The sequence below is a fragment of the Agromyces sp. MMS24-K17 genome (genome assembly GCF_043950245.1).
Classification (GTDB): Bacteria; Actinomycetota; Actinomycetes; order Actinomycetales; family Microbacteriaceae; genus Agromyces.
Window position 1 is genome coordinate 1,121,512 of record NZ_CP171640.1, and the last position, 22,370, is coordinate 1,143,881.

A 22,370-nucleotide genomic window follows, 5' to 3' on the forward strand; every position below is an offset into this window, starting at 1 on the left:
TCGACGGCAAGTGGGCGCCGGCGACGTTCACCGGGCGGCGCTGAGGTCGCCGCCGGCCTCCACGCACCAGTCGGCGAGCTCCTCCGCTGCGGCGCGCAGGCGCGCGACGTGGCGCACCGCCGTCGGGAGCCGCTGCGGCTCCGCCGAGAGCGCCAGCGCTCCGACGAGCACCCCGTCGAGGTCGCGCACCGGCACCGCGAGGCAGCCCCGGTCGGGCCCGAGCCGGGCGATCTGCTCGGCGTAGCCGCGCAGGGCCGTCGCCTCGGCGAGCTCGACGAGTTCGTCGCGCGGGATGCCCGCGAGTCGCTGGGCCCGCGTCGGCGGCAGGTCGGCGAGCAGCAGCTGACCGACCGCCGACCGGTGCGGTTGCGCGGCGAAGGCGGCCGCGTCGGAGAGCGGGCAGGCCGGGTCCTCGTCGACGAGCTCGATGCGCTCGCCGTCGATCCGGGCGAAGTGGATGACCGCCCCGGTCTCGACGCGCAGATCGGTGAGCAGGCGGCGTTCGCGGCTCGGCGTCACGGCGGCGATGAGCGAGGCGAGCTCGAGGACCCGGACGCCGAGGATGAAGCCGGTCAGGTCGGGTCGGCGCAGCAGGAACTCCTGCTGCACGAGCGAGTTCACCGTGCGGTAGACGGTGGCCCGCGCGACGCCCAGCTCGCGGGCGAGCTCGTTCGCGGAGATGCCGGTGCCCCGCTCGGCGACGAGCTCGAGCACCTCGAAGGCGAGCGCGAGCCGATCGCCGCGTCCCACCGCGACGCCGGGTTCCTCCCGGGCCGCGCTCACGACTCGCCGGTCCGTCCTCGTCCCCGTCCGCCGTCCGCGAGGGGCCGTCCGCCGCCCCCGAGGGGCCGTCCGCCGCCGGCGCGGGGGCGACCGCCGATGGTGTCGGTCGCGATCGGCGAGTCGTACAGCCCGAGCCGCGCCGCGATGTCGGGTCGTCGACGCACGCGCGAGATGAGGAACGCCGACGCGACGCCGATCGCGGCGATCGAACACCAGGCGGCCGCGATGCGGTCGGCCGGCACGGCGGCGACGTAGTGCACGAACGTCGCCCCGAGCGCGGCGGCGGTGAGGCCGGCCGGCAGCACGCTCGTCCAGCGGAACTCGCCGATGCGGCCGAGGAAGACGGGTGCGGCGACCGCCACGAGCACGTAGGCGAGCAGGTACCCGATGATGCCGGCCGTCTCGGTGGCGTGGTCGACGAAGTCGACCACCCCGTCGGTGAGCCCGGCGGCGCCGTCGATGAGCACCGCCAGGAGCGGCACCGCGATGACGGCGAGGGCGATCCGCCGGGCGCCCGAGGTCGGCGCGCCGTGCGGCGAGGTGCGGCCGAACGCGGCGGGCAGCAGGCCCTCGCGGCTCATCGCGAACGCGAGGCGCACGAGCGCCGTCGTCGTGGCGAGCGTGCAGGCGAGCCACGAGAGGATCACGATGACCTCCACCAGGGGCCCGATGCCCGAGACCCCGGCCGATTCGCCGAGCGTCGCGAGGGCGACGCGAGGAGCGTCGGGGTCGCCGCCCGGTGCCTCGAGGGCGCCCGCGCCGACGAGCTGCGCCGAGGCGCCGACGAGGTAGCTGAGGCAGACGGCCGCGACGGTCCAGGCGATGGCGCGGGGCACGGTCGCCAGGGGGCGGCGGGCCTCGGGGCCGAGCGCGGCACCCGACTCGAAGCCGACGAACGCGACGAGGCCGACCGCGACGCCCGAGAGCACCGCGTCGAGGTCGACCCCGTGCTCGAACGACGGCACGAGCGGGGCGAAGTTCCAGCCGGCCGCCGCGAACACGATCGTCGCGACGGCGGCGATGGTGCCGACCGCGAGGATCTCGATGACGAGCAGCACGCGGGTCGAGATGCGCACGCCGCGGAGCAGCGCCACGGCGACGCACGCCCCGAACGCCACGATGAAGCAGGCGACGAGCCACGGATGCCCGTCGGCGGGCGACCCCGTGGCCATCGCGGTTGCGCGCCGGGCGGCGTCGAGCAGGCATCCGACGGCCATGCCCGCATAGCCGAGGGCGAGCGCCGTCCCCGCGATGATGCCGCCGGTACGGCCGAGGCCGCGCGTCGCGAAGGTGTACAGCGAGCCGGTGCTCGCGATCCGCCGGGCGAACACCGACACCGTCGCGGCGAGCATCACGACCACCACGACGGTGGTGAGCACGGCGAGCACCGCGAAGGCGCCGGCCTCGTGGCCCACCGAGCTCGGGTTGGTCAGCGCGACGCCGGCGGGGGCGACGGCCGCCACCGACTGGGCGGCCACGTCGACCGCGCCGACCCGTCGCCGGCGGAGGCCGCCGAGCGGCGAGGTGCGCGCGAGCCCCTCGACCGGGACCCGCTGGGCGATCGCCCGTTCCAATGCCTGCACTGCCGCCTCCTGTGGGTGGCAACGGTACGGAGGGGGCGTTGCTCCGGGGCTTCCCCGATGTTTCCGATCCGTGTCGGCGGGTGCGACGGCGGGGGAGGTCGTCGAGGCCGTGTCGCAACCCGGGCGCCGCCGATGTTCCCGGGCAGGGCATGCCGGTGAAACCGCCGGCCGTGAGACTGCCGATCGGGGGCGCCCGTCCCCGATGGAGGAGGCCGACATGCCCGCACGTTCCCGCACCGCCCTCGTCTCGGCGCTCGTCGCCGCGGCCACCGCCGGCGGCATGCTGGCGGTCGCCGTTCCGGCGATGCTCCAGCCCGGCGCCGGGGACGCGACGGCGGTCCAGGTCGCCCCCGGCACGGCCGGGCATGCCGGTCACGTGGGCCACGAGGGCCATGCCGGCCACGTCGGCATCGTCGTCGGCGGCGAGCGCTGAGGCGCCGCGTTTCCGCGCGGTTTCGGTGGAACGTCGATCGTGATGACGCGGAGTGAGACGCCGCACGGGGCATCCGCTCGCCTTCGGGTCGCCGAGCCGGCGACCTGGACGCGGAATCTGGGATTGATCAGGGAGTTCCGAGACGAACCGGATGTCTCGCCCACGGCGCCGCGATCGTTACCGCCCGGCCCCGCCACCGAAAAGCGCCGCTGCGAGCCTCGATGGCACCGGCGGAACCCAGCCGGAGCGTCGCCCACCCGGCGGCGCATCCCCGAGAGGAGCAGCCCCCATGATCCCCACCCTCGTCTCGGCCCTGCTCGGCGGGCTGCTGCTGCTCGCCGGCATCCCGAAGCTGCGCGACCGGGCCGGCATGCTCGTCGCCGTGCAGGGCTACCGCCTGCTGCCCGCGCCGCTCGAGCGCCTCGTCGCCGCGGTGCTGCCGGTCGTCGAGGTCGCCCTCGGCGCCCTCCTCGTCGCCGGGCTCGGCGCACCATGGACCCCGCTCGCGGCGAGCGCGCTGTTCGTCGTCTTCTTCGCGGGCCTCGCGATCAACCTGCTGCGCGGTCGCCGCGAACTCGACTGCGGATGCTTCGCCTTCGCGAAGGCCGAGGGGCACGCGCCCCGCATCGGCTGGTTCCACGCGGGCCGGGCCCTGGTGCTCGCCGCGCTCGCCGGCGGCCTCGCCGTCGTGCCGGGCGGCTACGGGCCCGGCTTCACGCCGGTGGGTGAGCAGGTGCTCGGGCTCGCGACCGCCGTGCTCGTCGTGGCCGCGATCGCCGCCGCCATGACGCTGCGCACGATCGTCAACCCCGGCCGCCGCACCGTCGACTCGCACCTCGCCCAGGCGCGGCAGGAGCTGCGCGCCGCCTCCCTCGCCCGTCGCTGACCGGCCCGGGCATCCCCCACGAACCCGCCCCCTCCGGGGCATCCGCCACTGAAACGAAGGATCCCACGATGACGCTCTTCCTCACGATCGCCGTGATCGTCCTCGCCGCGGCCGTCGCGTTCCTCTTCCTGATGAACCTGGCACTCGCCCGCGAGATCGGCCGCGTGCAGGTGCGACTCGGCCCGCTCGGCGCCCGCATGATGGACAACGGCCCGAAGGTCGAGGAGGTCGGCCCCTCGTTCCGCGGCCTCAGCGACCACCTCGGCCGGGCCACGAGCGTCGGCGGCCACCGCGAGAAGCCGCAGCTGCTCATGTTCACCGGGCCGAAGTGCTCGACCTGCAAGAGCCTGCTGCCGGGCATCAAGGCCCTCGCCAAGGCCGAGCGCAAGCACCTCGACGTCGTCATGATCTCGGACGGCACCCCCGAGGAGCACGCGGCCTTCCTCGCCGGCGCCGGGATCGGCGACGAGTTCGCGTACGTCGACGCGCGCGACGTCGGCATCGCGTACCAGGTCGGCACCACCCCCTACGGGGTCATCCTCGACGAGCACGGGAAGATCCGCGGCAAGGGCCTCTGCAACCAGATGGCCCATGTCGAGAGCCTCCTCAACGCCCTCGAGACCGGCACCCCGTCCCTCCAGCACCTGCACGAGCAGGCCAAGGCGCGCACGGCCCACGACCACGAGCACGACCACGCCCACGCCCACGGGCACGAGCTCGTCACCCGCTGAGCCGCGCGCACGGCGGCCCGCCGGCCGCCGTGACCCCGCCACCCCTCCCCACGACAAGGAGATCGCACCGCAGATGTCAGAGAACAGATACCCGGTCGACGAGTCGACCATGCAGGAACAGGCCGAATGGATGGCCGGACGCGGCGGGAGCCGCGTCGGCCGCCTCGGTCGGAGGCTGTCGGAGCAGACCTCGCGTCGCTCGGTGCTCGGCCTCATCGGGCGCTGGAGCATGGGCGCGGTCGGCGTCGCCGTCATCGGCAGCCTGCCGGTCACCCGGGCCGCCTTCGCCGATGAGCCCGCGCCGGGCGCCGCCGGCGAAGCCGAGCCGCTCTTCCCGTTCGAGCAGACCGGCGACTCGTCGACGTGCGAGTACTGGCGCTGGTGCAACATGGACGGCACGCCGTGCACGTCGTGCGCCGGCGGCGGCATGACCACCTGCGCGCCCGGCTCGAAGCCCGGCGCCGAGTTCTGGGTCGGCTGCTGCACGAACCCCGACGACGGCCAGACGTACCTCATCGCCTACTACGACTGCTGCGGCGCCCCCGGCTGTTCGAACACGTTCTGCGGCCAGCCCGACAACCAGGCGATCATGTACAACCCGGTCGCCGGCTCCTTCGACCAGGAGATCATCTGGTGCGTCTCCGACGAGTCGCAGGCCTACACCTGCACGATGGCGCCGATCATCGGCACCGACTGCCAGGTCACGCCCGCCGTCCGTCCGAAGGTGGGGGCGGGTTCGCGATGAGGAACGCCACGCGTCACGCACCGGCCGTCACCGGCCTCGCCCTGCTCGCCGTGCTCGCCCTCACGGGCTGTACGACCTCCTCGGCCGGCGCCGCCGACGAGGACGCCGGCCCCGTCGGCGTGCCCGAGGGCGTCGTCGAGCTCCCCGACCAGGAGTGGTTCCCCACCGACGACACCACCACGCTCGGGAGCTCCGACGAGGAGATCCCCTCCGACGACGAGATCCCGCAGAAGCTCCACGTCGGGAAGGTCGACCCGATCGGCGAGGACGAGGTCGTGCTGGTCGGCACCCAGTGGGGCCTCCAGGTCGTGAGTGCGGCCGTCGACCCCGCCACCGGCGAGGTGACGGCGAACCTCACCACCGGTCCCGGCATCTGGGACGCCGTGCTGCACCCGTTCGTCGGGAAGACCTCGGACGACCCGGTGATCCTCGCCCAGGAGGTCTGGCGGCCCCGCGGCTCCCGCGGCGCGGCCGACTTCACGATCTCGACGTACTCGGGCACCATGCTCGAGCCCGACGAGATCGAGATGCCGAAGTACACCCGGGCGCACTCGCGCTGGGGCTCGAGCGTCGTCACCGACGACGGGAAGTACTTCGCCTTCTGGGACGACGCCCTCTACGGCCTGCGGGTCTTCGACCTCGCGAAGGGCAAGGAGACCGGCGCGCTTCCCGCCCTCGGCTGCGGCCCCTTCACCTGGTCGTCGGGGCACCGGATCTACTCGGTCTGCGAGGACACCCGCGAGCTCGTCGAGTACACCATCGCGAAGGACGGCTCGATCTCCGAGACCGGCCGCGAGGAGGTGCTGCCCGACGACTTCGTGAGCAACCGCCACGCCAGCCTCGCCCACGAGGCCCATCAGGCGCTGCTCGTCTCCGCGAACGGCGACGTGTTCGTCTTCGACTTCGCCGACGGGCTCCCCACGAGCCCGGTGCAGCCGATCGGCAACGCCGGCCAGGACTCGGGCCGCTTCGACGAGGCGGTGCTCAACACGACCGCGACGAGCCTGGTGGTCGGCTACACCGACTCGGCGATCCACCCCGACTCGGTCGACGGCGGCGAGCAGGTGAAGCTCATCGTCTCGGATCCCGCGACCTTCGCGACCCTGGCGACGCTCGATCTCGCGTCGATGCAGCTCGCCTCGATCGGCGGCTTCGCCTACTCGGTCGACGGCACCACGCTCTACGTCACCGGGTCGGACGCCGACGAGGCGACCGTGATCGTCGGGTTCGACGCCCTCACCGGCGCCGAGGTCTCGCGGGCGGTCATCGACGGCTTCACCGACTCGCCGAGCCGCATCCTCACCCCGCAGGTCATCGGATGACCCGGCCCGGAGCCGGCCCGACCGGCATGACGACGAGCCGTCGCGGCTTCCTCCGCCTCGGCGCGCTGGGAGCGGGGGCGGTGGGCCTGGGCGTGCTCGGGCTGACCGGCTGCGCGCCCGGCACCAGGTCGCCGGCCGAGACGGCCGGCTCCGGGTACGACTACATCCTCCCGACCGACCCGGAGGTCGCCGCAGCCGAGGCGGCCCGGGCGGCGAGCGGTCGCACGGCGGCCTTCGCGCTCGCGGCGGGCGTCGCCACCGTCGACCTCGGCGGCCGGCTCGTCGAGACGTGGTCGTACGGCGGCAACGCGGTCGCGCCCGAGCTGCGGCTCGGGGCCGGCGACCGCGTGCAGGTCGCCGTGGCGAACGGGCTCGCGGAGGACACCACGCTGCACTGGCACGGCATCCGGATCCGCAACGACATGGACGGCGCGGCCCCGGCCACGCAGGCGCCGATCGCGGCCGGGGGCGGGACGTTCGACTACGACTTCATCGCCCCCGACCCCGGCACCCACTGGTACCACTCGCACAGCGGGCTGCAGGCCGACCGCGGGCTCTTCGGCGCGCTGATCGTCGAGGACCCGCACGACGCGAGCGGGGCCGACGTCGACGCGGTGCTCGTGCTCGACGACTGGGTCGACGGGCTCGGCACCACGCCCGACGCGATCCTGATGGCGCTGAACCCGGCGCTCGCGGGGGCGCACCACCACGGTGGGGCGAGCGCGACGGCGACGCCGAGCGCGGCGGCCGGGGCCTCAGCGGCTGCCGCGGCCGGCACGGGCGGCTCGGCCTCCTCGGCCGGGATGACCGACGACCAGATGGCCGTCGCCGCCGGGCTCGTCGCCCAGGGGCACGGCGACTCGGACGCCCTCGGCGGCATGACCCAGCACATCGCCTACCCGATGCACCTCGTCAACGGCCGGCCGCCGAACGACCCGGCGACCGTCGAGGCGGCCGCGGGCAGCCGGCTGCGGCTGCGGGTGATCAACGCCGCCGCCGAGACCCCGTACCGCTTCGCGATCGCCGGGCACGAGCTCACCGTGATCGCCGTCGACGGCTACGACACCGTGCCGCAGGCCGCCGATGCGGTGATCCTCGGCATGGCCCAGCGCATGGACCTGCTCGTGACCGTCCAGTCGGGGGCGTGGCCGATCGTGGCCGCGGTCGAGGGCCGCGACGGCCATGCGGCGACCGTGCTGCGCACGCCCGACGCCGCCCCGCTCGCTGGGCCGCTGCCGACCCGGCTCGCCGAGCACGACCGGCGGCTGGTGCTCGAGAGCGAGCTGCGCCCGGCCGAGTCGACGGTGCTCGACACCCGCGAGCCCGACCGCGACTACCGCGTCGAGCTCATCCAGGCCGGCGACCGCTACGCCTGGGGCATGGCGGGCGCAGACGCCGGGAAGCTCGTCATGCGCCAGGGGGAGCGGATCCGCATCACGATGACGAACTCGACCGCGATGTGGCATCCGATGCACACCCACGGCCACACCTTCGCCGTCCCCGCCTACGGCGGCCTCCGCCGCGACACCGTCGTGTCCCTGCCCGGCACCGAGCTCGCCATCGAGTTCGACGCCGACAACCCGGGCGAGTGGATGTTCCACTGCCACAACGCCTACCACTTCGAAGCCGGGATGACCGCGAACCTGCGGTACATCCGTTGAGAGGAAGCACCAGATGACCCACCGAATCCGACTCGCCAGGACCACCGCGGCGGGCGCCGTGCTCGCCGCCCTCGCCCTCACCGGGTGCAGCACCGGCGGCGCCGCCGCGGCCGGCGACGCCGAGCCCGACGTGACGATCACCGTCACCGACATGTCGTACGAGCCCGCCGAGGTCACGATCCACCCCGGCGACACCGTGGAGTGGGTGTTCGACGACGGCGGGATCCCGCACGACGTGTCGGGCGAGGGCGACCTCGAGGGGGTGCTGCAGAGCGAGCTGCTGAGCACCGGCAGCTACACGTACACGTTCGACGAGGCCGGCACCTTCACCTACCACTGCACGCCGCACCCGATGATGGTCGGCACGGTCGTCGTCGAGGGCTGATGCGCCGCCGACTCGTCGCCGCGACGGCGCCGCTGGTGGTCCTCCTGACGGGCTGCGCCCCGGCGGGCGGCCCGGCCGCGGGCCCGCCGGCGGCGGTCGTCGAGATCCGCGACCTGCAGTTCACGCCCGCCACGGTGACCGTGCACGCCGGGGAGGTCGTCGAGTGGCGGTTCGACGACGACGGGCTCTACCACCACGTGCAGGCCGACGACGGCGCCTTCGACAGCGAGATCGTCGGCGAGGGGGTCTTCGACGTCGAGTTCGACGAACCCGGCACGTACGACTACGCCTGCTCGATCCATCCGTACATGACCGGGTCCGTCGTCGTCACGGACTGACCCGGCTCGACGACCCGCCCTGCACGACCCGCGCTCCGCACGACCCGCCCCGCACGACCCGCCCACCCGGCCGGGGTCCGCCCGGATCCCGGCCCGAACAACCGGAAGGAACACCATGACCGCAACCCTCGAGGCGCCCGTCCGGGCGAACCTCGCGCACCCCGTGCTCGGCGCGGACCTCCCGCAGCTCCGGCCGACCGTCGCCGAGGCCGTCCCCGGCCGTGCCCGGGCCGTGCTCCCGGTCGCAGCCGCGGCCGTCGGCGTCGCGGCGGCGGCCGTCGTCGCCCCGTCGGGGGCGCCCGCGCTCACCGCGGCGGTCGTCGGCGCGGGCCTGCTCACCTCGATCGCCGCGAACTGGTCGACGTGCGGCATGTCCGTCGCCGCCGTGGTCGCGGCGCCGAAGCAGGCGGACCGCGCGGGCTCATCGACGCCGGCGCGCCGCCTCGGCTGGCACGCGTTCGGCTCGATCCTCACGGGCGCCCCGACCGGCGCGCTGATCGGCGCGATCGGGATGCTCCTCGCGGGCACGATCGACGTCGTGTGGGCGCTCGCCGCCTGGGCGGTCGTCGCGCTGGCGTACGGCCTCCACGAGCTCGGCGTGCTGCGCATGCCGACGCCCATGCGCCGCCGCCAGCTGCCCCGCCACCTGCGCCGCAGCATGGCGCCGTGGAAGGTGTCGTTCGTGTTCGGCACGATGATCGGGCCGGGCTTCGTCATCTTCATCCGCTCGAGCGCGTACTACCTGCTCGTGCTCGGCCTGCTGCTGGCCGGCAACCCGCTGCTCGGCGCGGCCCTGTTCACGATCGTGTCGCTCGGCCGCTGCCTGCCGAGCCTCGCGGCCATCGTGCACACCCGGTCGGGCGGCACCATGCCCGGCTTCCTGTCGGCGATGTGCGTCGTCGACCGCCGCGTGCAGGCCATCACCGGCGCCGGCCTCGTGGGCCTCGCGGCCTTCGCCGCGGCGGCCCTGCTCGTCTGACGCGACCGGTCTGGGGGCGGCCGGCCCGCACCGCGGGTCGGCCGCCCCGCTCCCACAACTCCACCGCCCCGCTCCCGCAACTCCACCGCCCCGCTCCCGCAACTCCACCGCCCCGCTCCCGCAACTCCACCGCCCGCTCCGCCTCGCGGAGCCCAGCTCGAACGGATGCCCCATGCTCTCGAACCTCACCGGCTGGCACTTCCTGATCATCCTGGTCGTCGTGCTGCTCCTCTTCGGCGCGCCGAAGCTCCCGGCCCTCGCGCGCAGCCTCGGGCAGTCGCTCAAGATCCTCCGGAGCGAGGTCCGCGAGGACGGCGCCGCGGTCGACGACGGCTCGGGGGTCGCACCGGTAGCGGGGGCCGCACCGGCCTCGTCGGCGCCCATGCCCGCGAAGCGCGCCGACGCGGCCCCGCTCGGCTGAGCCGGGAACCGGGCGATGCGCGCCATCATGCGCACCACGGCGGCGGGGGCGACGGGCCGCGCAGCCCGTCCCGCGGCGGGCTCCGGCCGCCGGATGCCCCTGGTCGAGCACCTCCGCGAGCTGCGGAAGCGGCTCTTCCTCGCCGCCGTCGGACTGGTCCTCGGCATGGCCGCCGGGTTCGTGCTCACCGATGCGGTGTGGGCGGCGCTGCGCGAGCCGATCGCCCGCATCGCCGAGGCGCAGCAGGCGGAGCTCGTGTTCCCGGCGATCACGAGCGGGTTCGACCTCCGCCTCCGGATCGCGCTGTACCTCGGCGTCATCCTCTCGAGTCCCGTGTGGCTCTACCAGCTCTTCGCGTTCCTCGTCCCCGGGCTCACGCGCCGCGAGCGCGGGTACGCCTTCGGCTTCCTCGGCTCTGCGGTGCCGCTCTTCCTCGCCGGCTGCGCGGCGGGATGGTTCGTGCTGCCGCACATCGTCGAGCTCATGACCGGCTTCGTTCCGGAGGGGAGCGCGGCGTTCCTGCAGGCCGACGCGTACCTCGACTTCGTGCTCAAGCTCATGATCGCGCTCGGCGTCGCCTTCGTCGTGCCGGTGTTCCTGGTGCTGCTCAACGTCGCTGGCATCCTGTCGGCCGCGGCGATCATCTCCTCGTGGCGGATCGCGCTGCTCGGGATCGTCCTGTTCACCGCGGTCGCCACGCCCGCGGCCGACGTGGTCTCGATGTTCCTGCTCGCGGTCCCGATGGCCGCCCTCTACTTCGCCGCCTGGTTCATCGCCCGGATCCACGACCGTCGCGCGGCGCGGCGCCTCCAGGCCGTGCTCGACGGCCCCGACGGCCCCGACGGCCCCGGCGGCCCCGACGGCCCCGGCGGCCACGGGGATCGCGCCGTGCTCGACGCCGCGTCGTCGAAGTCGCCGTCGGCCTCGGCGGCCGGGTCGACGTCCACCGGAGCGCACGATGCGCCCGTCGCACCATCGACCGCTGCTCCGTCCGCGGCGCCCCGGCCGGCGGCCCCGGTACCGGACGCACCCGGCCGACCGGCCTCGGCTCCGGCCCAGGTCACGACGCCCGCGCCGCCCGTGCGGACCGCCGTCCCCGCTGCTCCGACCGGCTACACGCCGGCGCCGTCGCGGGCGGCGCTGCTCGATCGCCTCGGAACCGGGCGTCGCCCGGCGCCGGAGGACTGAGGGCGACGCCCTCCCGTCGGCGGCAGACGCGCGGCAGACGCGCGTCAGTCGCCGCTGCCGCCCCGGCCGCCGTTCCCGTTCCCGTTCCCGTTGTTGCCGCCACCGTTGCCGTTGTTCCCGTTGCCCGGCCCGCTCTGGTCGGTCGGCGTCGGCTCGGGCTCGGCAGTGGGCTCGGGCTCCGGCTCCGGCTCCGGTTCCGGCTCGTCGGGCTCGACCGTCGGCTCGGGCGTCGGGGTGGACGCATCGGTGGGCGACGGCTTCGTGCGCGGCGTCGGCCGCGACCCGGGCGACGCGAGGAGCGCCTCGAGGTCGGCGCGGACGAGGGCGATGGCCGCGCGGATGTCGGCCGACCGCTCGGCCGAGACGTCGCCGTGGTCGGCTGCGGCGTCGAGCGACTGCTCGAGGCGGTCGAGCGCCGCCTGCGCATCCGCGTAGTCGGCGGCTGCCGCGCGCTCGGCCACCGCCACCACCTGCGCCCGCAATGCATCGGCGGCGTCGGGTGACACCGGGGCGGAGCATCCGGCCAGGAGCAGCGAGACGGCGAGCGCGGCGACCGATGCGGCGCGCGCGGCCGGACCGCGCCAGCTCGCGGCGGCCCGACGTTCAGTCATCGTCGTTCCCGGACCCGCTGTTCCCGTTCCCGTTGCCGCTGTTCCCGTTGCCGCTGTTCCCGTTCTCGTTCTTCTTGTCGTCCTTGTCCTTGCCGCCCTTGTCGTCGGTCGGGGCAGGGGTGGGCTCCGGCGCCGGCTCAGGGGTCGTCGCGGCGGCGAGGAGGGCGTCGAGATCGGCGCGCACGAGGGAGATCGCCTCGCGGATCTCCGTCTCGCGGTCGGCCGGCACGTCGCCGTCGGCGACCGAGGCGTCGAGCGACTGCTCGAGCCGGTCGAGCTCGGCGATGGCCCCGGCGTAGTCGGTGGCGGAGGAGCGCTCGGCGACGGCGACCACGCGGGCGTGCAGGGCCGCGGATGCCTCCTGGTCGAACGCGTCCGACGGTGCGGCGCATCCGGCGAGCAGCAGGACGCCGGCGGCGACGGCCGCCGCCGCCATCGTCGTCGCGGTCCTCGGGGAACCGGGGCGACGGGCGCGCGGCGCACGCGGTGCGGTCACGGGGTCACCGCCTCCTCCAGTTGCTCGAGGTGCACCCCGAGCTCGCCCTCGACGGTCGGCATCGGCGGCGTCGAGGCATCCGTGCCGGCGCCGCCCGCGCCGCCCAGCAGCGTGGACGTGAGGATCGCGACGGTCGTGACCACGAGCGCCACCACCGCGAGCGCTGCCGCCACGAGGCCGATGCGCCGCCGATGGCGCGGTGACCGGTCGCTCGGAGCCGTCTCGCGCCGAGGGCGGGTGACGGGCGCGCCTTCGGCGTCCGGGAGCTCCGTCTCGATGAGGCTCCGCGCGGGCACCGTCGCACTCGCCGACGGAAGCAGGAGCGTCGCCGCGGTCGGGGCATCGACGGCCAGGGTCGGCGCATCCACCGCCTCCGCCGCCGCGTTCACCGGGGACTCCACCGCCGAGTCGTCCCCCGGTGGCTCCGTGGTCGGCGCCATCGCGACGGTGGGCGCCTCCGCCGGATCGGTCGGGCGCTCGCCCGGCAGCGGGAGCTCGCCGACGCGGACCGCGACGTCCAGCGCCGTCGGCCGCGCCTCGCGGTCCTGAGCGACCATCGCCGTGAGCAGGTCGTGCCAGCCCGCGCCGAGCCACTCGGGCACCTCGGGGTCGCGCACGAGGCGCGCGCTCGCCGCCTCGATCGCGGGCCCGTCGTAGACGCGCTGTCCGGTCGCCGCCTCGAGGGCGACGAGGCCGAGTGCGTAGACGTCGGCGGCGGCATCCGCCCCCTGGCCACGGACCTGCTCCGGGCTCAGGTAGGCCGGGGTCCCGAGGAGCTGGCCGGTCGCCGTGAGGCCGGCGTCGTCGATGAGCCGGGCGATGCCGAAGTCGGCGAGCTTCGGGTGCCACTCGCGGGTCGGCAGGTGCGTGGGTGCGAGGAGCACGTTCGCCGGCTTCACGTCGCGGTGCACGATGCCCCGGGAGTGGATCACGTAGAGGCCCTCGGCGAGCTCGCGCACCAGCGCGGCGAGCTCCGACGGCGCGAGCGGGCCGTCGGCGAACCGGCGGCTGAGGTCGGGGCCGTCGACGAACTCCATCACCAGGTACTCCCGGCCCGTCGTCGGGTCGTGTCCGGCGTCGAACAGGGTCACCAGTGCGGGGTGCGTGACCGATGCGAGCAGCGCGGTCTCTCGCGCGCGGCGCGCCGGGTCGTGCAGGCCCTCGGTGCGGCCGTCGAAGAGCTTCACCGCGACCGAGCGGCCCAGCGCGGTGTCGTCGGCGCGATGCACGGATGCCACGCCGCCGCGTCCGATCAGCGCACCGAGGCGGTATCGGCCGTCGAGGAGCGTGCCGGGCAGCAACGGTTCGTCGACGATTGGGCGGTCGGGTGCCGTGGTCATCGCACCGAGGCTAGCCGTCGAGTCTGGGAGCGACCACCCCTTGCGCTCGGCGGGGCGTCGGCGTAGCCCGTCGCGGCCGGGCCGGCCGCGAGGCACGACCCGGTGTCAGTGGACGTCGGTCCCCAGGAACTCCGCCTCGAGTTCATCCGCGATCGACAGGACGCGGAGCATCGGCTCGACGAGCTCGTTGGTGTCGAGGTTCTCGAGCGGCACGCCGTTCGTGACGAAGACCAGGTCGCCGTAGATCACCAGGCCCCCGACGATCTTGTCGGAGAGCCGAACGGCCGCCGACTTCAGGTCGATCTGCTCGACGTTGCCGATCGGCGAGTTCACCCGGATCCACTCGGTCCCGTTGCCGGTCGAGTCGTGCGCGACGAACACGATCTGGCTCCGGAGGTTGGTGGTTTCGAACACCAGCTTGATGAGGTTGTCGTCGACGTCCTCAGCCCGGTAGTTCGAGTGGATGTAGCGCTTGGCGTCACTCCAGGTGGTCATGCGTGCTCCTCAAGGTCTCGGTCGTGGAGCGGAGGTCCTGCGCTGACGGCTGGATCCATCGTCCCCACGCGACTTTCCTACCGGTCCGACATCCGCCGTGCTCCGCCCCGAACTGGGGGACCCGGGGCCCCGCCCCGAGCGCTTGTCCCGGCACTGACGGGTCGATAGGAATGGCCTGTTCCCGCTCCGGCTGGGATCAGTCCGACGTCCGCAACGCTCCGAGTGGGGAGAACACGTGTTCAAGACCGAGGCTTCGAAGACCAAGACCGGCAACTGGCTGATCGATGCGACGTGCGAGCGCGGTCACACCGTCTTCAAGGACCAGATGCACCCTCGCGACCCGTACAAGTGCCCGTACTGCGGCTTCGACGTCTACTGAGGCCAGTCGCCCCGGATCACAGGAACATCGGCCGGTCGAAGTCCTCTTCGTCGTCGCCGGCTGCGTCGGCCAGTTCCACGAGTACCGGCACGTGGTCGCTCGGGGCATCCCCCTTGCGCTCGTTGCGGTGGATCGAGGCATCCGTGACGCGCTCTGCGAAGGCGGGCGACCCCAGGACGAAGTCGATGCGCATGCCCTCGTTGCGGGGGAAGCGGAGCTGCTTGTAGTCCCAGTACGTGAAGAGGCCCTCCGGCACCCGGTCGCGCGCGACGTCGGCGACGCCGGCGGCCTCGAGCGAGAAGAACGCGGCACGCTCCTCGGGGCTGACGTGCGTCGTCACGCCGACCTGCACCGTCGGGTCGCCGTTGTCGACGTCGAACGGGGCGATGTTGAAGTCGCCCATGAGCGCGAACGGCCGTTCGGGATGCGCCGTCACCTCGGCCCGGGTGAAGTCGGTGAGAGCCGCCAGCCAGTCGAGCTTGTAGGTGTAGTGCGGGTCGCCGAGCGAGCGGCCGTTCGGCACGTACAGGCTCCACAGGCGCACGCCCTCGACGGTGGCGCCCATCGCCCGGGCCTCGAGTGGCAGCTCGGGCCCGTCGTGGCCCTTCAGGAAGCCCGGCTGGAGCGGGAAGTGCGTCTCGACCTCGGAGATCGGCAGGCGGCTCGCGAACGCCACGCCGTTCCACTGGTTCAGGCCGTGCGCGACGACCTCGTAGCCCGCGGCCTCGAACGCCTCGTAGGGGAACTGCTCGGGCTTGCACTTGATCTCCTGCATGCCGAGCACGTCGACGTCCTCGCGCACCAGCCAGTCGACGATACGGCCGTGGCGGGCGCGGATGGAGTTGACGTTCCAGGTGGCGATGCGCATGCGACCAAGCGTAGGACGGGGCGCCGACGCGGGCGGACGCCGCCCGCGCTCAGCTCAGCAGCGCGTCGCGCCGACCGAGTCGGGGCACGACGATCCAGAACACGACGAGGATCGTGATCGCGGTGGCCAGCGCGAGGAAGCCCGCGACCCGGCCCATCACGACGTCGAAGACGAGGCTCACCACGCCCGCGGCGAGCAGCGACACGACGACGAGCAGGATGAGGAGCAACCGGTTCGCCGTCCGCACCAGGCGGCGCTTCTGCTGTCGGCCGAAGAGCTGGCGATGCATGATCACCGGTGCCAGCCCGAGCAGCGTCGCGAACCCGGCGAGCACCATGAGCACCAGGTACAGCGTCACCTCGTAGTCGTCGAGCGTGTCGAACTTCGGCTGGAACGCGACGGCGAGCAGGAAGCCCGTGATGATCTGCGTGCCCGTCTGCACGGCACGCAGTTCCTGCATGATGTCGTTCCAGTTGCGGTCGGCGCGCTGCACCGGCGTCTCGGTGCGCCCGTCGCCCGGGATGTCGTCGTCGTCGGCAGCGCGCTCCATGGCTGGATGCTACGCGGTCGGCGGGACGCCCGATATGGTGATCGCCGCGCCGAGGAAGAACACGCCGACGGCCAGGACGATGCCGACGAGCGCGATCCAGAACGCGATCCGCTTCAGCACGAGCACGATGATCGCCGCCACGAGCGCCAGGAGCGCCACGATCGGCGGCCCGAACATCGCCACGACCATGCCTGTGCCCATCACGTCGTAGTTGCACTCCACCGCGCCGCACGAGTCGCCGGCGAACGCGAGGAAGAACGACAGGAAGAACAGGACCGCAGTCAGGCCGACCAGCACGACGAGCAGCACGATCGTGAGGACCAGATCCCAGACGATGACGGGACGGCGCGTGGGCGGCGGAGCGGTGACCGGCAGCGGCTGCACGGTGGCAGTCTGGCAGCGGTTCCGGGCGAACTGCAATGATGGACGCCGAGAGTTCGGGGGTTCGCGTGGGGTTCAGCGTCGAAGGCGTCGAGGGCATCGGCGAGATCGCCGAGGGTGCCGACCTGGCCGGCATCATCGCCGGGGCGACCGAGCTGGAGGACGGCGACATCCTCGTCGTCACCTCCAAGATCGTGTCGAAGGCGGAGGGCCGGGTCATCCGCGCCGCCGATCGCGAGGACGCGATCACCGCCGAGACGGTGCGGGTCGTGGCGACCCGCGAGTACGACGGCGGGGTCACCCGCATCGTTGAGAACCGCCAGGGCATCGTGCAGGCGGCCGCCGGCGTCGACGCGTCGAACGCGCCCGACGGCACGGTGCTGCTGCTGCCGGTCGATCCGGATGCCTCGGCGCGCGCCCTGGCGACGGGCCTGCGCGCCCTCACCGGCGCGCATGTCGGCGTGATCCTCTCCGACACGGTCGGCCGCGCCTGGCGCGAGGGCCAGACCGACCTCGCGATCGGCGCTGCGGGCGTGTTCGTCTTCGAGGACCTGCGCGGCACGACGGATGCCTCGGGCAAGCCCCTCGCCGTCACGATGCCGTGCGTGGCCGACGAGATCGCCGGTGCCGCCGAGCTCGTGAAGGGCAAGTCGGCCGGGGTGCCGGTGGCGATCGTGCGCGGCCTCGGGCGGTACGTCGGCGACCTCGACCTGCCGGGCGCGCGCAGCATCGTGCGGCCCGCCGAGCGCGACCTGTTCCGCCAGGGCGCCGACGAGGCCTACGACGAGGGCTACCGCGCCGGCTTCGACGAGGCCCAGGCCGAGGGCCCCCTCGTCAGCTGACGAGGAAGCTCGCTCCGCTCGCTGCTGCATCACCCGCGGGCTGCGCGGAGACGCAGCCCGCGCGGCACGGCAGGATTGAGGCATGCGCCCGCACATCGGCTATGCCGCAATGCTCGAACGGTTCCCGCCGGCCGAAGCCGTCGAGCTCGCCGCGCTCGCCGAGCGGCACGGGTTCACCGGCACGATGGCGAGCGACCACTTCCAGCCGTGGCTGCCCGCGCAGGGCGAGTCATCCTTCGTCTGGAGCGTGCTGGCCGCGATCGGGGCGCGCACGACCGGCGACCTCGGGCCCGGCGTCACGACACCCGGCTTCCGGATGCATCCCGCCGTCGTCGCGCAGGCGTCGGCCACGATCGCGGCGATGCACCCCGGCCGGCACTGGCTCGGCATCGGCTCGGGCGAGGCGCTGAACGAGCACGTCGTCGGGAGGTACTGGCCCGAGGCGCCCGAGCGCATCAACCGCATGTTCGAGGCGGTCGAACTGATCCGCCGGCTCTTCCAGGCGTCGATCGCGGGGCGGGACATCCGCTTCGCCGGGCAGTACTTCAAGCTCGAGTCGACCCGCCTGTGGACGATGCCCGAGGTCGCGCCGCCCGTCCTCGTCGCCGCAGGCGGCCCGGTCACCGCGAAGCGGGCGGGCCGCACGGTCGACGGCCTGATCACGACGGGCGCGCCCGACGACGACCGGCTCGCCGTCCTGCTGAAGCGTTTCGCCGAGGGCGCCCGCGAGGTCGGTCGCGATCCGTCGCGCATGCCGAAGGTGCTGCAGCTGCACGTGTCGTGGGCGCCGACCGACGAGGAGGCGATCGCGAACGCGGTCGCCGAATGGCCGATCGCGGGGTTGCGGATCCCGCGGGGCGACATCCGCTCGCCGTTCGACTTCGAGCACGTGGCGCGCACCGTGCGCCCCGAGGACTTCGCCGGGCGCATGCTCATCGGCGCCGATCCCGACGTGCACCGCGCGGGCATCCAGCGCGCGCTCGACCTCGGCTTCGACCGGGTCTACGTGCACCAGGTCGGGCGCGACCAGCGGGCCTTCCTCGAGGTGTTCGGCCGCGACGTGTTGCCGGGGCTGCGGCGATGAGCGGCGCGTCCGCGTTCGGCTCTGCGCCGGTTCCGGGGCGTCTGCGCCACGCGGGATGGCGCGGACGCACGCGAAGTGGCGCGGAGGAGGCGGGCGTGCGGGCGAACGCGAGCCCGGATGCCTGGACCATCGTCATCCCGGTGAAGTCGCCGTCGCTCGCGAAGACCCGGCTCGCGCCGGAGGTCGGCCCCGACGAGCGGGCGGCGCTCGCGCGGGCGTTCGCGGCCGACACGATCGCGGCCGCGCTCGCCGCCCGCGGCGTCGGGCGGGTGCTCGTCGTCGGCGACGACGCGACCCTCGCGGGCGACGCCGAGTTCGTCGCCGAGCCCCTGGTTCGCGGCCTCGGCCCGGCCATCGCCGACGGCGTCGCGGCGGCGCGCCGTCACGGCCCGGCCGCGGTCGGGGTGCTGCTCGGCGACCTTCCCGCGCTCCGGCCGGATGCGCTCGCCGCGGCGCTCGACGCGGCGGCGGGGCATCCGCTCGCCTTCGTCCGCGACGCCGACGGCACCGGGACGACGCTCGCGACCGCCCGGGCGGGGGAGCCGTTCGAGCCGCGATTCGGGCACGACTCCGCCGAGCGGCACGCCGCGGCGGGGTTCGCCGAGCTCGAGGCATCCGACCCGGGGGCGTGGCCGACGCTGCGACGTGACGTGGACACCGCGGGCGCGCTCGCCGAGGCCGCGCTGCTCGGCGTCGGGCGCGCGACGCAGGCCGAGTTCGGCCGCCTCGCGGCATCGCTGCCGTGGCTGACGGCGGCACGCTGAGCGCCTCGCTGACGGCGACGCGCTGAGCGCGGCACCCGGGCACCGGGCCGAGCGCGCGGCGCATCCGCGCGGCCTCGGCTCAGCTGCGCCCGTGCGCGTCGAGCCAGGTGTGCCACGGCGTGATGCGGTCGACGTGCACGGCCGAGTCGAACGCGTCGAACGGGGCGGACGACAGCACGTAGGGGCCATGCGCGGTGCCCTCGAGTTGGTCGGCCGCGTCGCGCACCGGTCCGCCCGCCGGCGCGTCGCGGAGGTCGACGAGGAAGCCGGGCGGCATCGCGCCCGGCGAGCCGGGAGTGCCGGACGTGCCGCTGGTGCGGACGCCGGCGGCGATCGCCGCGTCGAGCGTGCGCGGGCGCGGCTTCTCGACCGCCTCGACGAAGGGCGTCGACTCGCCGGGCGCGTCGTCGGGCGACGGCCGGTGCAGCCACGCGTCGCCCCCGCCGTACGTGCTCGCGATCACGACCGAGTGGCCGCGCAGTTCGTCGGCGAGGTGCTGACCGAACGTCAGCTGCGGCTCGGGCACGAGCGGCGGCGAGACGAAGGACGACCGCTGCACGTGGCCGTTCGCCGCGGCGACCACGATGCGCGGTTCGCGCCGCAGGATCCAACGGATGTTCTCCGCCATCGCGAGGTCGCGCACGTTCGCCGGCGGGAAGCCGCGACCGGCGGCACCGACCATCGCGGCGAGGAACGCGTCGGTGCGCCGCGCGGTGGCCGCCGCCTGCGCGGCGAACGCGATCGCCTCGGCGTCGTCGGTGCCCGCGAAGCGCGGCGCCAGGGCGGCCGTGCGCTCGGCGAGCGCGCCGATCCTGGCGGTGAGCTCGAACCGCTCGGGCTCGCCGAGCTCGAGGTAGGCGCGGATGGCGAGCGCCGCCCAGGCGAGGCCGCCCTCGGGCGGCAGGTGGTCGAAGCGCGGCAGCAGCGTCTCACGGACGACGGCCGAGTACCCGGGGTCGATCCGATCGAGGATTTCGGCGACCACCTCGACCGCCGGGCGGGCCGAGGCGGCCGACGCCGACAGGTCGATGCCGTGGAACCGGAGCGGACGGGCGGCCGCGAGGTTGTGCCGTCGCATCCAGGCGAGCTGGTCGAGCAGCTCCTGGCACTTGCCCATGTGGTACGTCAGCCCGCGCTCGAGCACCTCGCGTGGACGGAGGTCGCTGCGCCCGCCGATCCAGTCGTCGACGAGGCGGGCCTCGGCGAAGCCCGACTCCATCGCGAACGCGGTGAAGCCCAGTTCGGTCACGAGGTGTCGCACGATGCGGTGCCGCACGTCGAGGAACTCGTGGATGCGGTGCATGCTCTCGCCGACGAACACGACGCGGGCGTCTCCGACGAGCCGGGTGATCGCCGCGAGGTCGGGCGACGACGGGTCGAGGTCGTCGGGGTCGAGCGAGTCGAGCGCGACGGCGTGCTCGCCGAGCCATGCGTTCAAGGCGGTCATGCGCACCTCCCCGTGGAGGCTAGCAACCGCGGGGATGGGGCGGCTCGGAGCCCCGGCGCCGAGGGCTCGCTCCCGGCCTCGCTCCCGGCCCTCGTCGGACCGAACCGTGGGAGGATCGGAGGATGACGCTCACCCTCGGATACAAGGCCTCGGCGGAGCAGTTCGCCCCTCGTGAACTCGTCGAGATCGCCGTCGCCGCGGAGGGTCACGGCATGGAGTCGGTGTGGACGAGCGACCACTTCCAGCCGTGGCGGCACACCGGCGGCCACGCGCCGTTCTCGCTCACGTGGATGGCGGCCGTCGGCGAGCGCACCTCGTCGATCCGCATCGGCACGAGCGTGATGACGCCGACGTTCCGCTACAACCCGGCGGTGCTCGCCCAGGCGTTCGCGTCGCTCGGATGCCTCTACCCGGGCCGCATCATCGCGGGCTTCGGCACCGGCGAGGCGCTGAACGAGATCGCGACCGGCTTCCGCGGCGCGGGCGAGCAGGACTGGCCCGAGTTCCGCGAGCGGTTCGCGCGGCTGCGCGAGTCGGTGCGCCTCATGCGCGCGCTCTGGACCGAGGACGGCCAGGTGGACTTCGAGGGCGAGTACTACTCGACGCACGACGCGTCGATCTACGACCGGCCGGATGTCCCGGTGCCGGTCTACATCGCCGCCGGCGGTCCGACCGTGGCGAAGTACGCCGGGCGTGCGGGCGACGGGTTCATCTGCACCTCGGGCAAGGGCGCCGAACTGTATGTGGACCAGCTCATCCCCGCCGTCAAGGAGGGCGTCGAGGCGGGCGGCCGCGACTACGCCGCGCTCGACCGCATGATCGAGATCAAGCTCTCGTACGAGGAGACCGACGAGCTGGCGCTCGAGAACACCCGCTTCTGGTCGCCGCTGTCGTTGTCGGCCGCGCAGAAGCACGACATCAGCGACCCGGTCGAGATGGAGCGGGCGGCCGACGCCCTGCCGATCGAGCAGATCGCGAAGCGCTGGATCGTCGGCAGCGACCCCGACGCGGTCGTCGAGCAGATCGGCCAGTACGTCGACTGGGGCTTCGACCACCTGGTGTTCCACGCGCCGGGCCACGACCAGCGCCGGTTCCTCGAGCTGTTCGAGCGCGACCTGGCGCCGAGGCTGCGGGCGCGGGGGTAGGCGCCGGGAGGCGGCGCAGCGGCGGATGACGTCGCGGCGAGGCTCGAACGGGGAGGAGTCGAGGATGACCCAGCCGGAGGTGCCCGACGACGTGCGGGCGTTCATCGACGCGGTGACGCCCGCGAAGCGCCGGCGCGATGCCGAGACGCTGCTCGACCTCTACGCCCGCGCGACCGGACAGCCGCCGTACCTGTGGCACACGATCATCGGCTTCGGCGAGTACCACTACCGCTATCAGAGCGGTCGCGAGGGCACGGCCGGCGCCGCCGGCTTCGCGCCGCGCAAGGCCGCGACGGTGGTGTACCTCGGCGACGGCGTCGGACCGTACGCCGAGTCGCTGGCGAAGCTCGGCCCGCACACGACCGGCCTCGTCTGCGTCTACCTGAAGGATCTCGAGCAGGTCGACCTCGCGGTGCTCGAGGACGTGATCACCCGCTCGTACGCGGTGCTCACGGCGGAGGAGACCTACACGAAGCGGGCCGACGGGGGCGGCGCCTGACGGCACCGGCCCCG

Annotated in this window: 27 protein-coding genes; 17 read left to right on the forward strand and 10 right to left on the reverse strand. The window is 74.0% G+C overall.

The features are described 5' to 3' along the window. Positions 1–27: 27 nt before the first annotated feature. Entirely contained in the window at positions 28–783 is a 756-nt protein-coding gene (locus tag ACGGZK_RS05015) for an IclR family transcriptional regulator (protein WP_395245163.1), read from the reverse strand. Further along, a complete protein-coding gene (locus tag ACGGZK_RS05020) occupies positions 780–2,366 on the reverse strand; it encodes an APC family permease (protein ID WP_395245164.1) in 1,587 nt (528 codons plus the stop codon). The genes ACGGZK_RS05015 and ACGGZK_RS05020 overlap by 4 nt, the downstream gene beginning before the upstream one ends. 217 nt (positions 2,367–2,583) lie before the next feature. Here ACGGZK_RS05020 and ACGGZK_RS05025 point away from each other — a divergent pair, with 217 nt between their 5' ends. From ACGGZK_RS05025 to tatC, 11 genes are all read left to right on the forward strand, one after another. Further along, positions 2,584–2,799 carry a hypothetical protein gene (locus tag ACGGZK_RS05025; protein ID WP_395245165.1) on the forward strand — a complete coding sequence of 72 codons (216 nt, stop codon included), beginning with the start codon at positions 2,584–2,586 and terminating at the stop codon, positions 2,797–2,799. 289 nt (positions 2,800–3,088) lie between these two features. After that, a complete protein-coding gene (locus ACGGZK_RS05030; protein WP_395245166.1) occupies positions 3,089–3,685 on the forward strand; it encodes a MauE/DoxX family redox-associated membrane protein in 597 nt (198 codons plus the stop codon). A 68-nt stretch (positions 3,686–3,753) separates the two neighbouring features. Continuing rightward, on the forward strand, positions 3,754–4,416 hold the full coding sequence (locus tag ACGGZK_RS05035; RefSeq protein WP_395245167.1) for a hypothetical protein: 663 nt from the start codon (positions 3,754–3,756) through the stop codon (positions 4,414–4,416). 73 nt (positions 4,417–4,489) lie between these two features. Beyond that, positions 4,490–5,161 carry a methylamine dehydrogenase light chain gene (locus ACGGZK_RS05040; protein WP_395245168.1) on the forward strand — a complete coding sequence of 224 codons (672 nt, stop codon included), beginning with the start codon at positions 4,490–4,492 and terminating at the stop codon, positions 5,159–5,161. Beyond that, positions 5,158–6,483 (forward strand): hypothetical protein, encoded by a 1,326-nt coding sequence (locus ACGGZK_RS05045; protein ID WP_395245169.1) that lies wholly within the window; start codon positions 5,158–5,160, stop codon positions 6,481–6,483. Before ACGGZK_RS05040 ends, ACGGZK_RS05045 begins: the two co-directional genes overlap by 4 nt. Next, positions 6,480–8,144, forward strand: coding sequence for a multicopper oxidase family protein (locus ACGGZK_RS05050; protein WP_395245170.1), 1,665 nt, complete (start codon positions 6,480–6,482; stop codon positions 8,142–8,144). The genes ACGGZK_RS05045 and ACGGZK_RS05050 overlap by 4 nt, the downstream gene beginning before the upstream one ends. A 13-nt stretch (positions 8,145–8,157) precedes the next feature. Then, a complete protein-coding gene (locus ACGGZK_RS05055; RefSeq protein ID WP_395245171.1) occupies positions 8,158–8,529 on the forward strand; it encodes a plastocyanin/azurin family copper-binding protein in 372 nt (123 codons plus the stop codon). Further along, complete coding sequence (locus ACGGZK_RS05060) at positions 8,529–8,867, forward strand: cupredoxin domain-containing protein (protein ID WP_395245172.1); 339 nt, start codon at positions 8,529–8,531, stop codon at positions 8,865–8,867. Before ACGGZK_RS05055 ends, ACGGZK_RS05060 begins: the two co-directional genes overlap by 1 nt. A 115-nt stretch (positions 8,868–8,982) precedes the next feature. Continuing rightward, a complete protein-coding gene (locus tag ACGGZK_RS05065) occupies positions 8,983–9,846 on the forward strand; it encodes a hypothetical protein (RefSeq protein WP_395245173.1) in 864 nt (287 codons plus the stop codon). 172 nt (positions 9,847–10,018) lie between these two features. Then, positions 10,019–10,267 (forward strand): twin-arginine translocase TatA/TatE family subunit, encoded by a 249-nt coding sequence (tatA, locus tag ACGGZK_RS05070; protein ID WP_395245174.1) that lies wholly within the window; start codon positions 10,019–10,021, stop codon positions 10,265–10,267. A 15-nt stretch (positions 10,268–10,282) separates the two neighbouring features. Next, positions 10,283–11,455 (forward strand): twin-arginine translocase subunit TatC, encoded by a 1,173-nt coding sequence (tatC, locus tag ACGGZK_RS05075; protein WP_395245175.1) that lies wholly within the window; start codon positions 10,283–10,285, stop codon positions 11,453–11,455. 44 nt (positions 11,456–11,499) lie between these two features. Here tatC and ACGGZK_RS05080 read toward each other — a convergent pair whose 3' ends face one another. The 4 genes from ACGGZK_RS05080 to ACGGZK_RS05095 form a co-directional block, all read right to left on the reverse strand. Then, positions 11,500–12,066: a hypothetical protein gene (locus ACGGZK_RS05080; protein WP_395245176.1), complete on the reverse strand. Its 567-nt coding sequence runs from the start codon at positions 12,064–12,066 to the stop codon at positions 11,500–11,502. Further along, positions 12,059–12,562: a hypothetical protein gene (locus tag ACGGZK_RS05085; protein ID WP_395245177.1), complete on the reverse strand. Its 504-nt coding sequence runs from the start codon at positions 12,560–12,562 to the stop codon at positions 12,059–12,061. The genes ACGGZK_RS05080 and ACGGZK_RS05085 overlap by 8 nt, the downstream gene beginning before the upstream one ends. Continuing rightward, positions 12,559–13,902 carry a serine/threonine-protein kinase gene (locus ACGGZK_RS05090; protein WP_395245178.1) on the reverse strand — a complete coding sequence of 448 codons (1,344 nt, stop codon included), beginning with the start codon at positions 13,900–13,902 and terminating at the stop codon, positions 12,559–12,561. The genes ACGGZK_RS05085 and ACGGZK_RS05090 overlap by 4 nt, the downstream gene beginning before the upstream one ends. Positions 13,903–14,007: 105 nt before the next feature. Next, the gene (locus ACGGZK_RS05095; protein WP_395245179.1) at positions 14,008–14,397 is read right to left on the reverse strand and encodes a hypothetical protein; all 390 of its coding nucleotides are present in this window, start codon (positions 14,395–14,397) and stop codon (positions 14,008–14,010) included. A 235-nt stretch (positions 14,398–14,632) separates the two neighbouring features. Between ACGGZK_RS05095 and ACGGZK_RS05100 the strand changes: the two genes are divergently transcribed. Continuing rightward, positions 14,633–14,776 carry a hypothetical protein gene (locus ACGGZK_RS05100; protein WP_395245180.1) on the forward strand — a complete coding sequence of 48 codons (144 nt, stop codon included), beginning with the start codon at positions 14,633–14,635 and terminating at the stop codon, positions 14,774–14,776. Positions 14,777–14,792: 16 nt separating this feature from the next. On the opposite strand, the gene ACGGZK_RS05105 is transcribed toward ACGGZK_RS05100, so the two are convergent. The 3 genes from ACGGZK_RS05105 to ACGGZK_RS05115 are packed head-to-tail and all read right to left on the reverse strand — an operon-like array spanning position 14,793 to position 16,578. Further along, a complete protein-coding gene (locus ACGGZK_RS05105) occupies positions 14,793–15,644 on the reverse strand; it encodes an exodeoxyribonuclease III (protein WP_395245181.1) in 852 nt (283 codons plus the stop codon). A gap of 49 nt (positions 15,645–15,693) precedes the next feature. Next, on the reverse strand, positions 15,694–16,194 hold the full coding sequence (locus ACGGZK_RS05110; protein ID WP_395245182.1) for a DUF6328 family protein: 501 nt from the start codon (positions 16,192–16,194) through the stop codon (positions 15,694–15,696). Between the two features lie 9 nt (positions 16,195–16,203). Next, positions 16,204–16,578: a hypothetical protein gene (locus tag ACGGZK_RS05115; protein ID WP_395245183.1), complete on the reverse strand. Its 375-nt coding sequence runs from the start codon at positions 16,576–16,578 to the stop codon at positions 16,204–16,206. Between the two features lie 35 nt (positions 16,579–16,613). Between ACGGZK_RS05115 and cofE the strand changes: the two genes are divergently transcribed. The 3 genes from cofE to cofC all read left to right on the forward strand — a co-directional run bounded on the left by cofE (position 16,614) and on the right by cofC (position 19,265). After that, entirely contained in the window at positions 16,614–17,417 is an 804-nt protein-coding gene (gene cofE, locus ACGGZK_RS05120) for a coenzyme F420-0:L-glutamate ligase (RefSeq protein WP_395245184.1), read from the forward strand. Between the two features lie 82 nt (positions 17,418–17,499). Continuing rightward, complete coding sequence (locus tag ACGGZK_RS05125; protein ID WP_395245185.1) at positions 17,500–18,501, forward strand: TIGR03557 family F420-dependent LLM class oxidoreductase; 1,002 nt, start codon at positions 17,500–17,502, stop codon at positions 18,499–18,501. Between the two features lie 95 nt (positions 18,502–18,596). Next, positions 18,597–19,265, forward strand: a complete 669-nt coding sequence (gene cofC / locus ACGGZK_RS05130) for a 2-phospho-L-lactate guanylyltransferase (RefSeq protein ID WP_395245186.1) — start codon at positions 18,597–18,599, stop codon at positions 19,263–19,265. A gap of 79 nt (positions 19,266–19,344) precedes the next feature. Here cofC and ACGGZK_RS05135 read toward each other — a convergent pair whose 3' ends face one another. Further along, a complete protein-coding gene (locus ACGGZK_RS05135; protein ID WP_395245187.1) occupies positions 19,345–20,712 on the reverse strand; it encodes an erythromycin esterase family protein in 1,368 nt (455 codons plus the stop codon). Positions 20,713–20,834: 122 nt separating this feature from the next. Between ACGGZK_RS05135 and fgd the strand changes: the two genes are divergently transcribed. Further along, entirely contained in the window at positions 20,835–21,857 is a 1,023-nt protein-coding gene (gene fgd / locus ACGGZK_RS05140; RefSeq protein WP_395245188.1) for a glucose-6-phosphate dehydrogenase (coenzyme-F420), read from the forward strand. A 64-nt stretch (positions 21,858–21,921) separates the two neighbouring features. Beyond that, positions 21,922–22,356 carry a DUF1801 domain-containing protein gene (locus tag ACGGZK_RS05145; protein ID WP_395245189.1) on the forward strand — a complete coding sequence of 145 codons (435 nt, stop codon included), beginning with the start codon at positions 21,922–21,924 and terminating at the stop codon, positions 22,354–22,356. Positions 22,357–22,370: the final 14 nt, after the last annotated feature.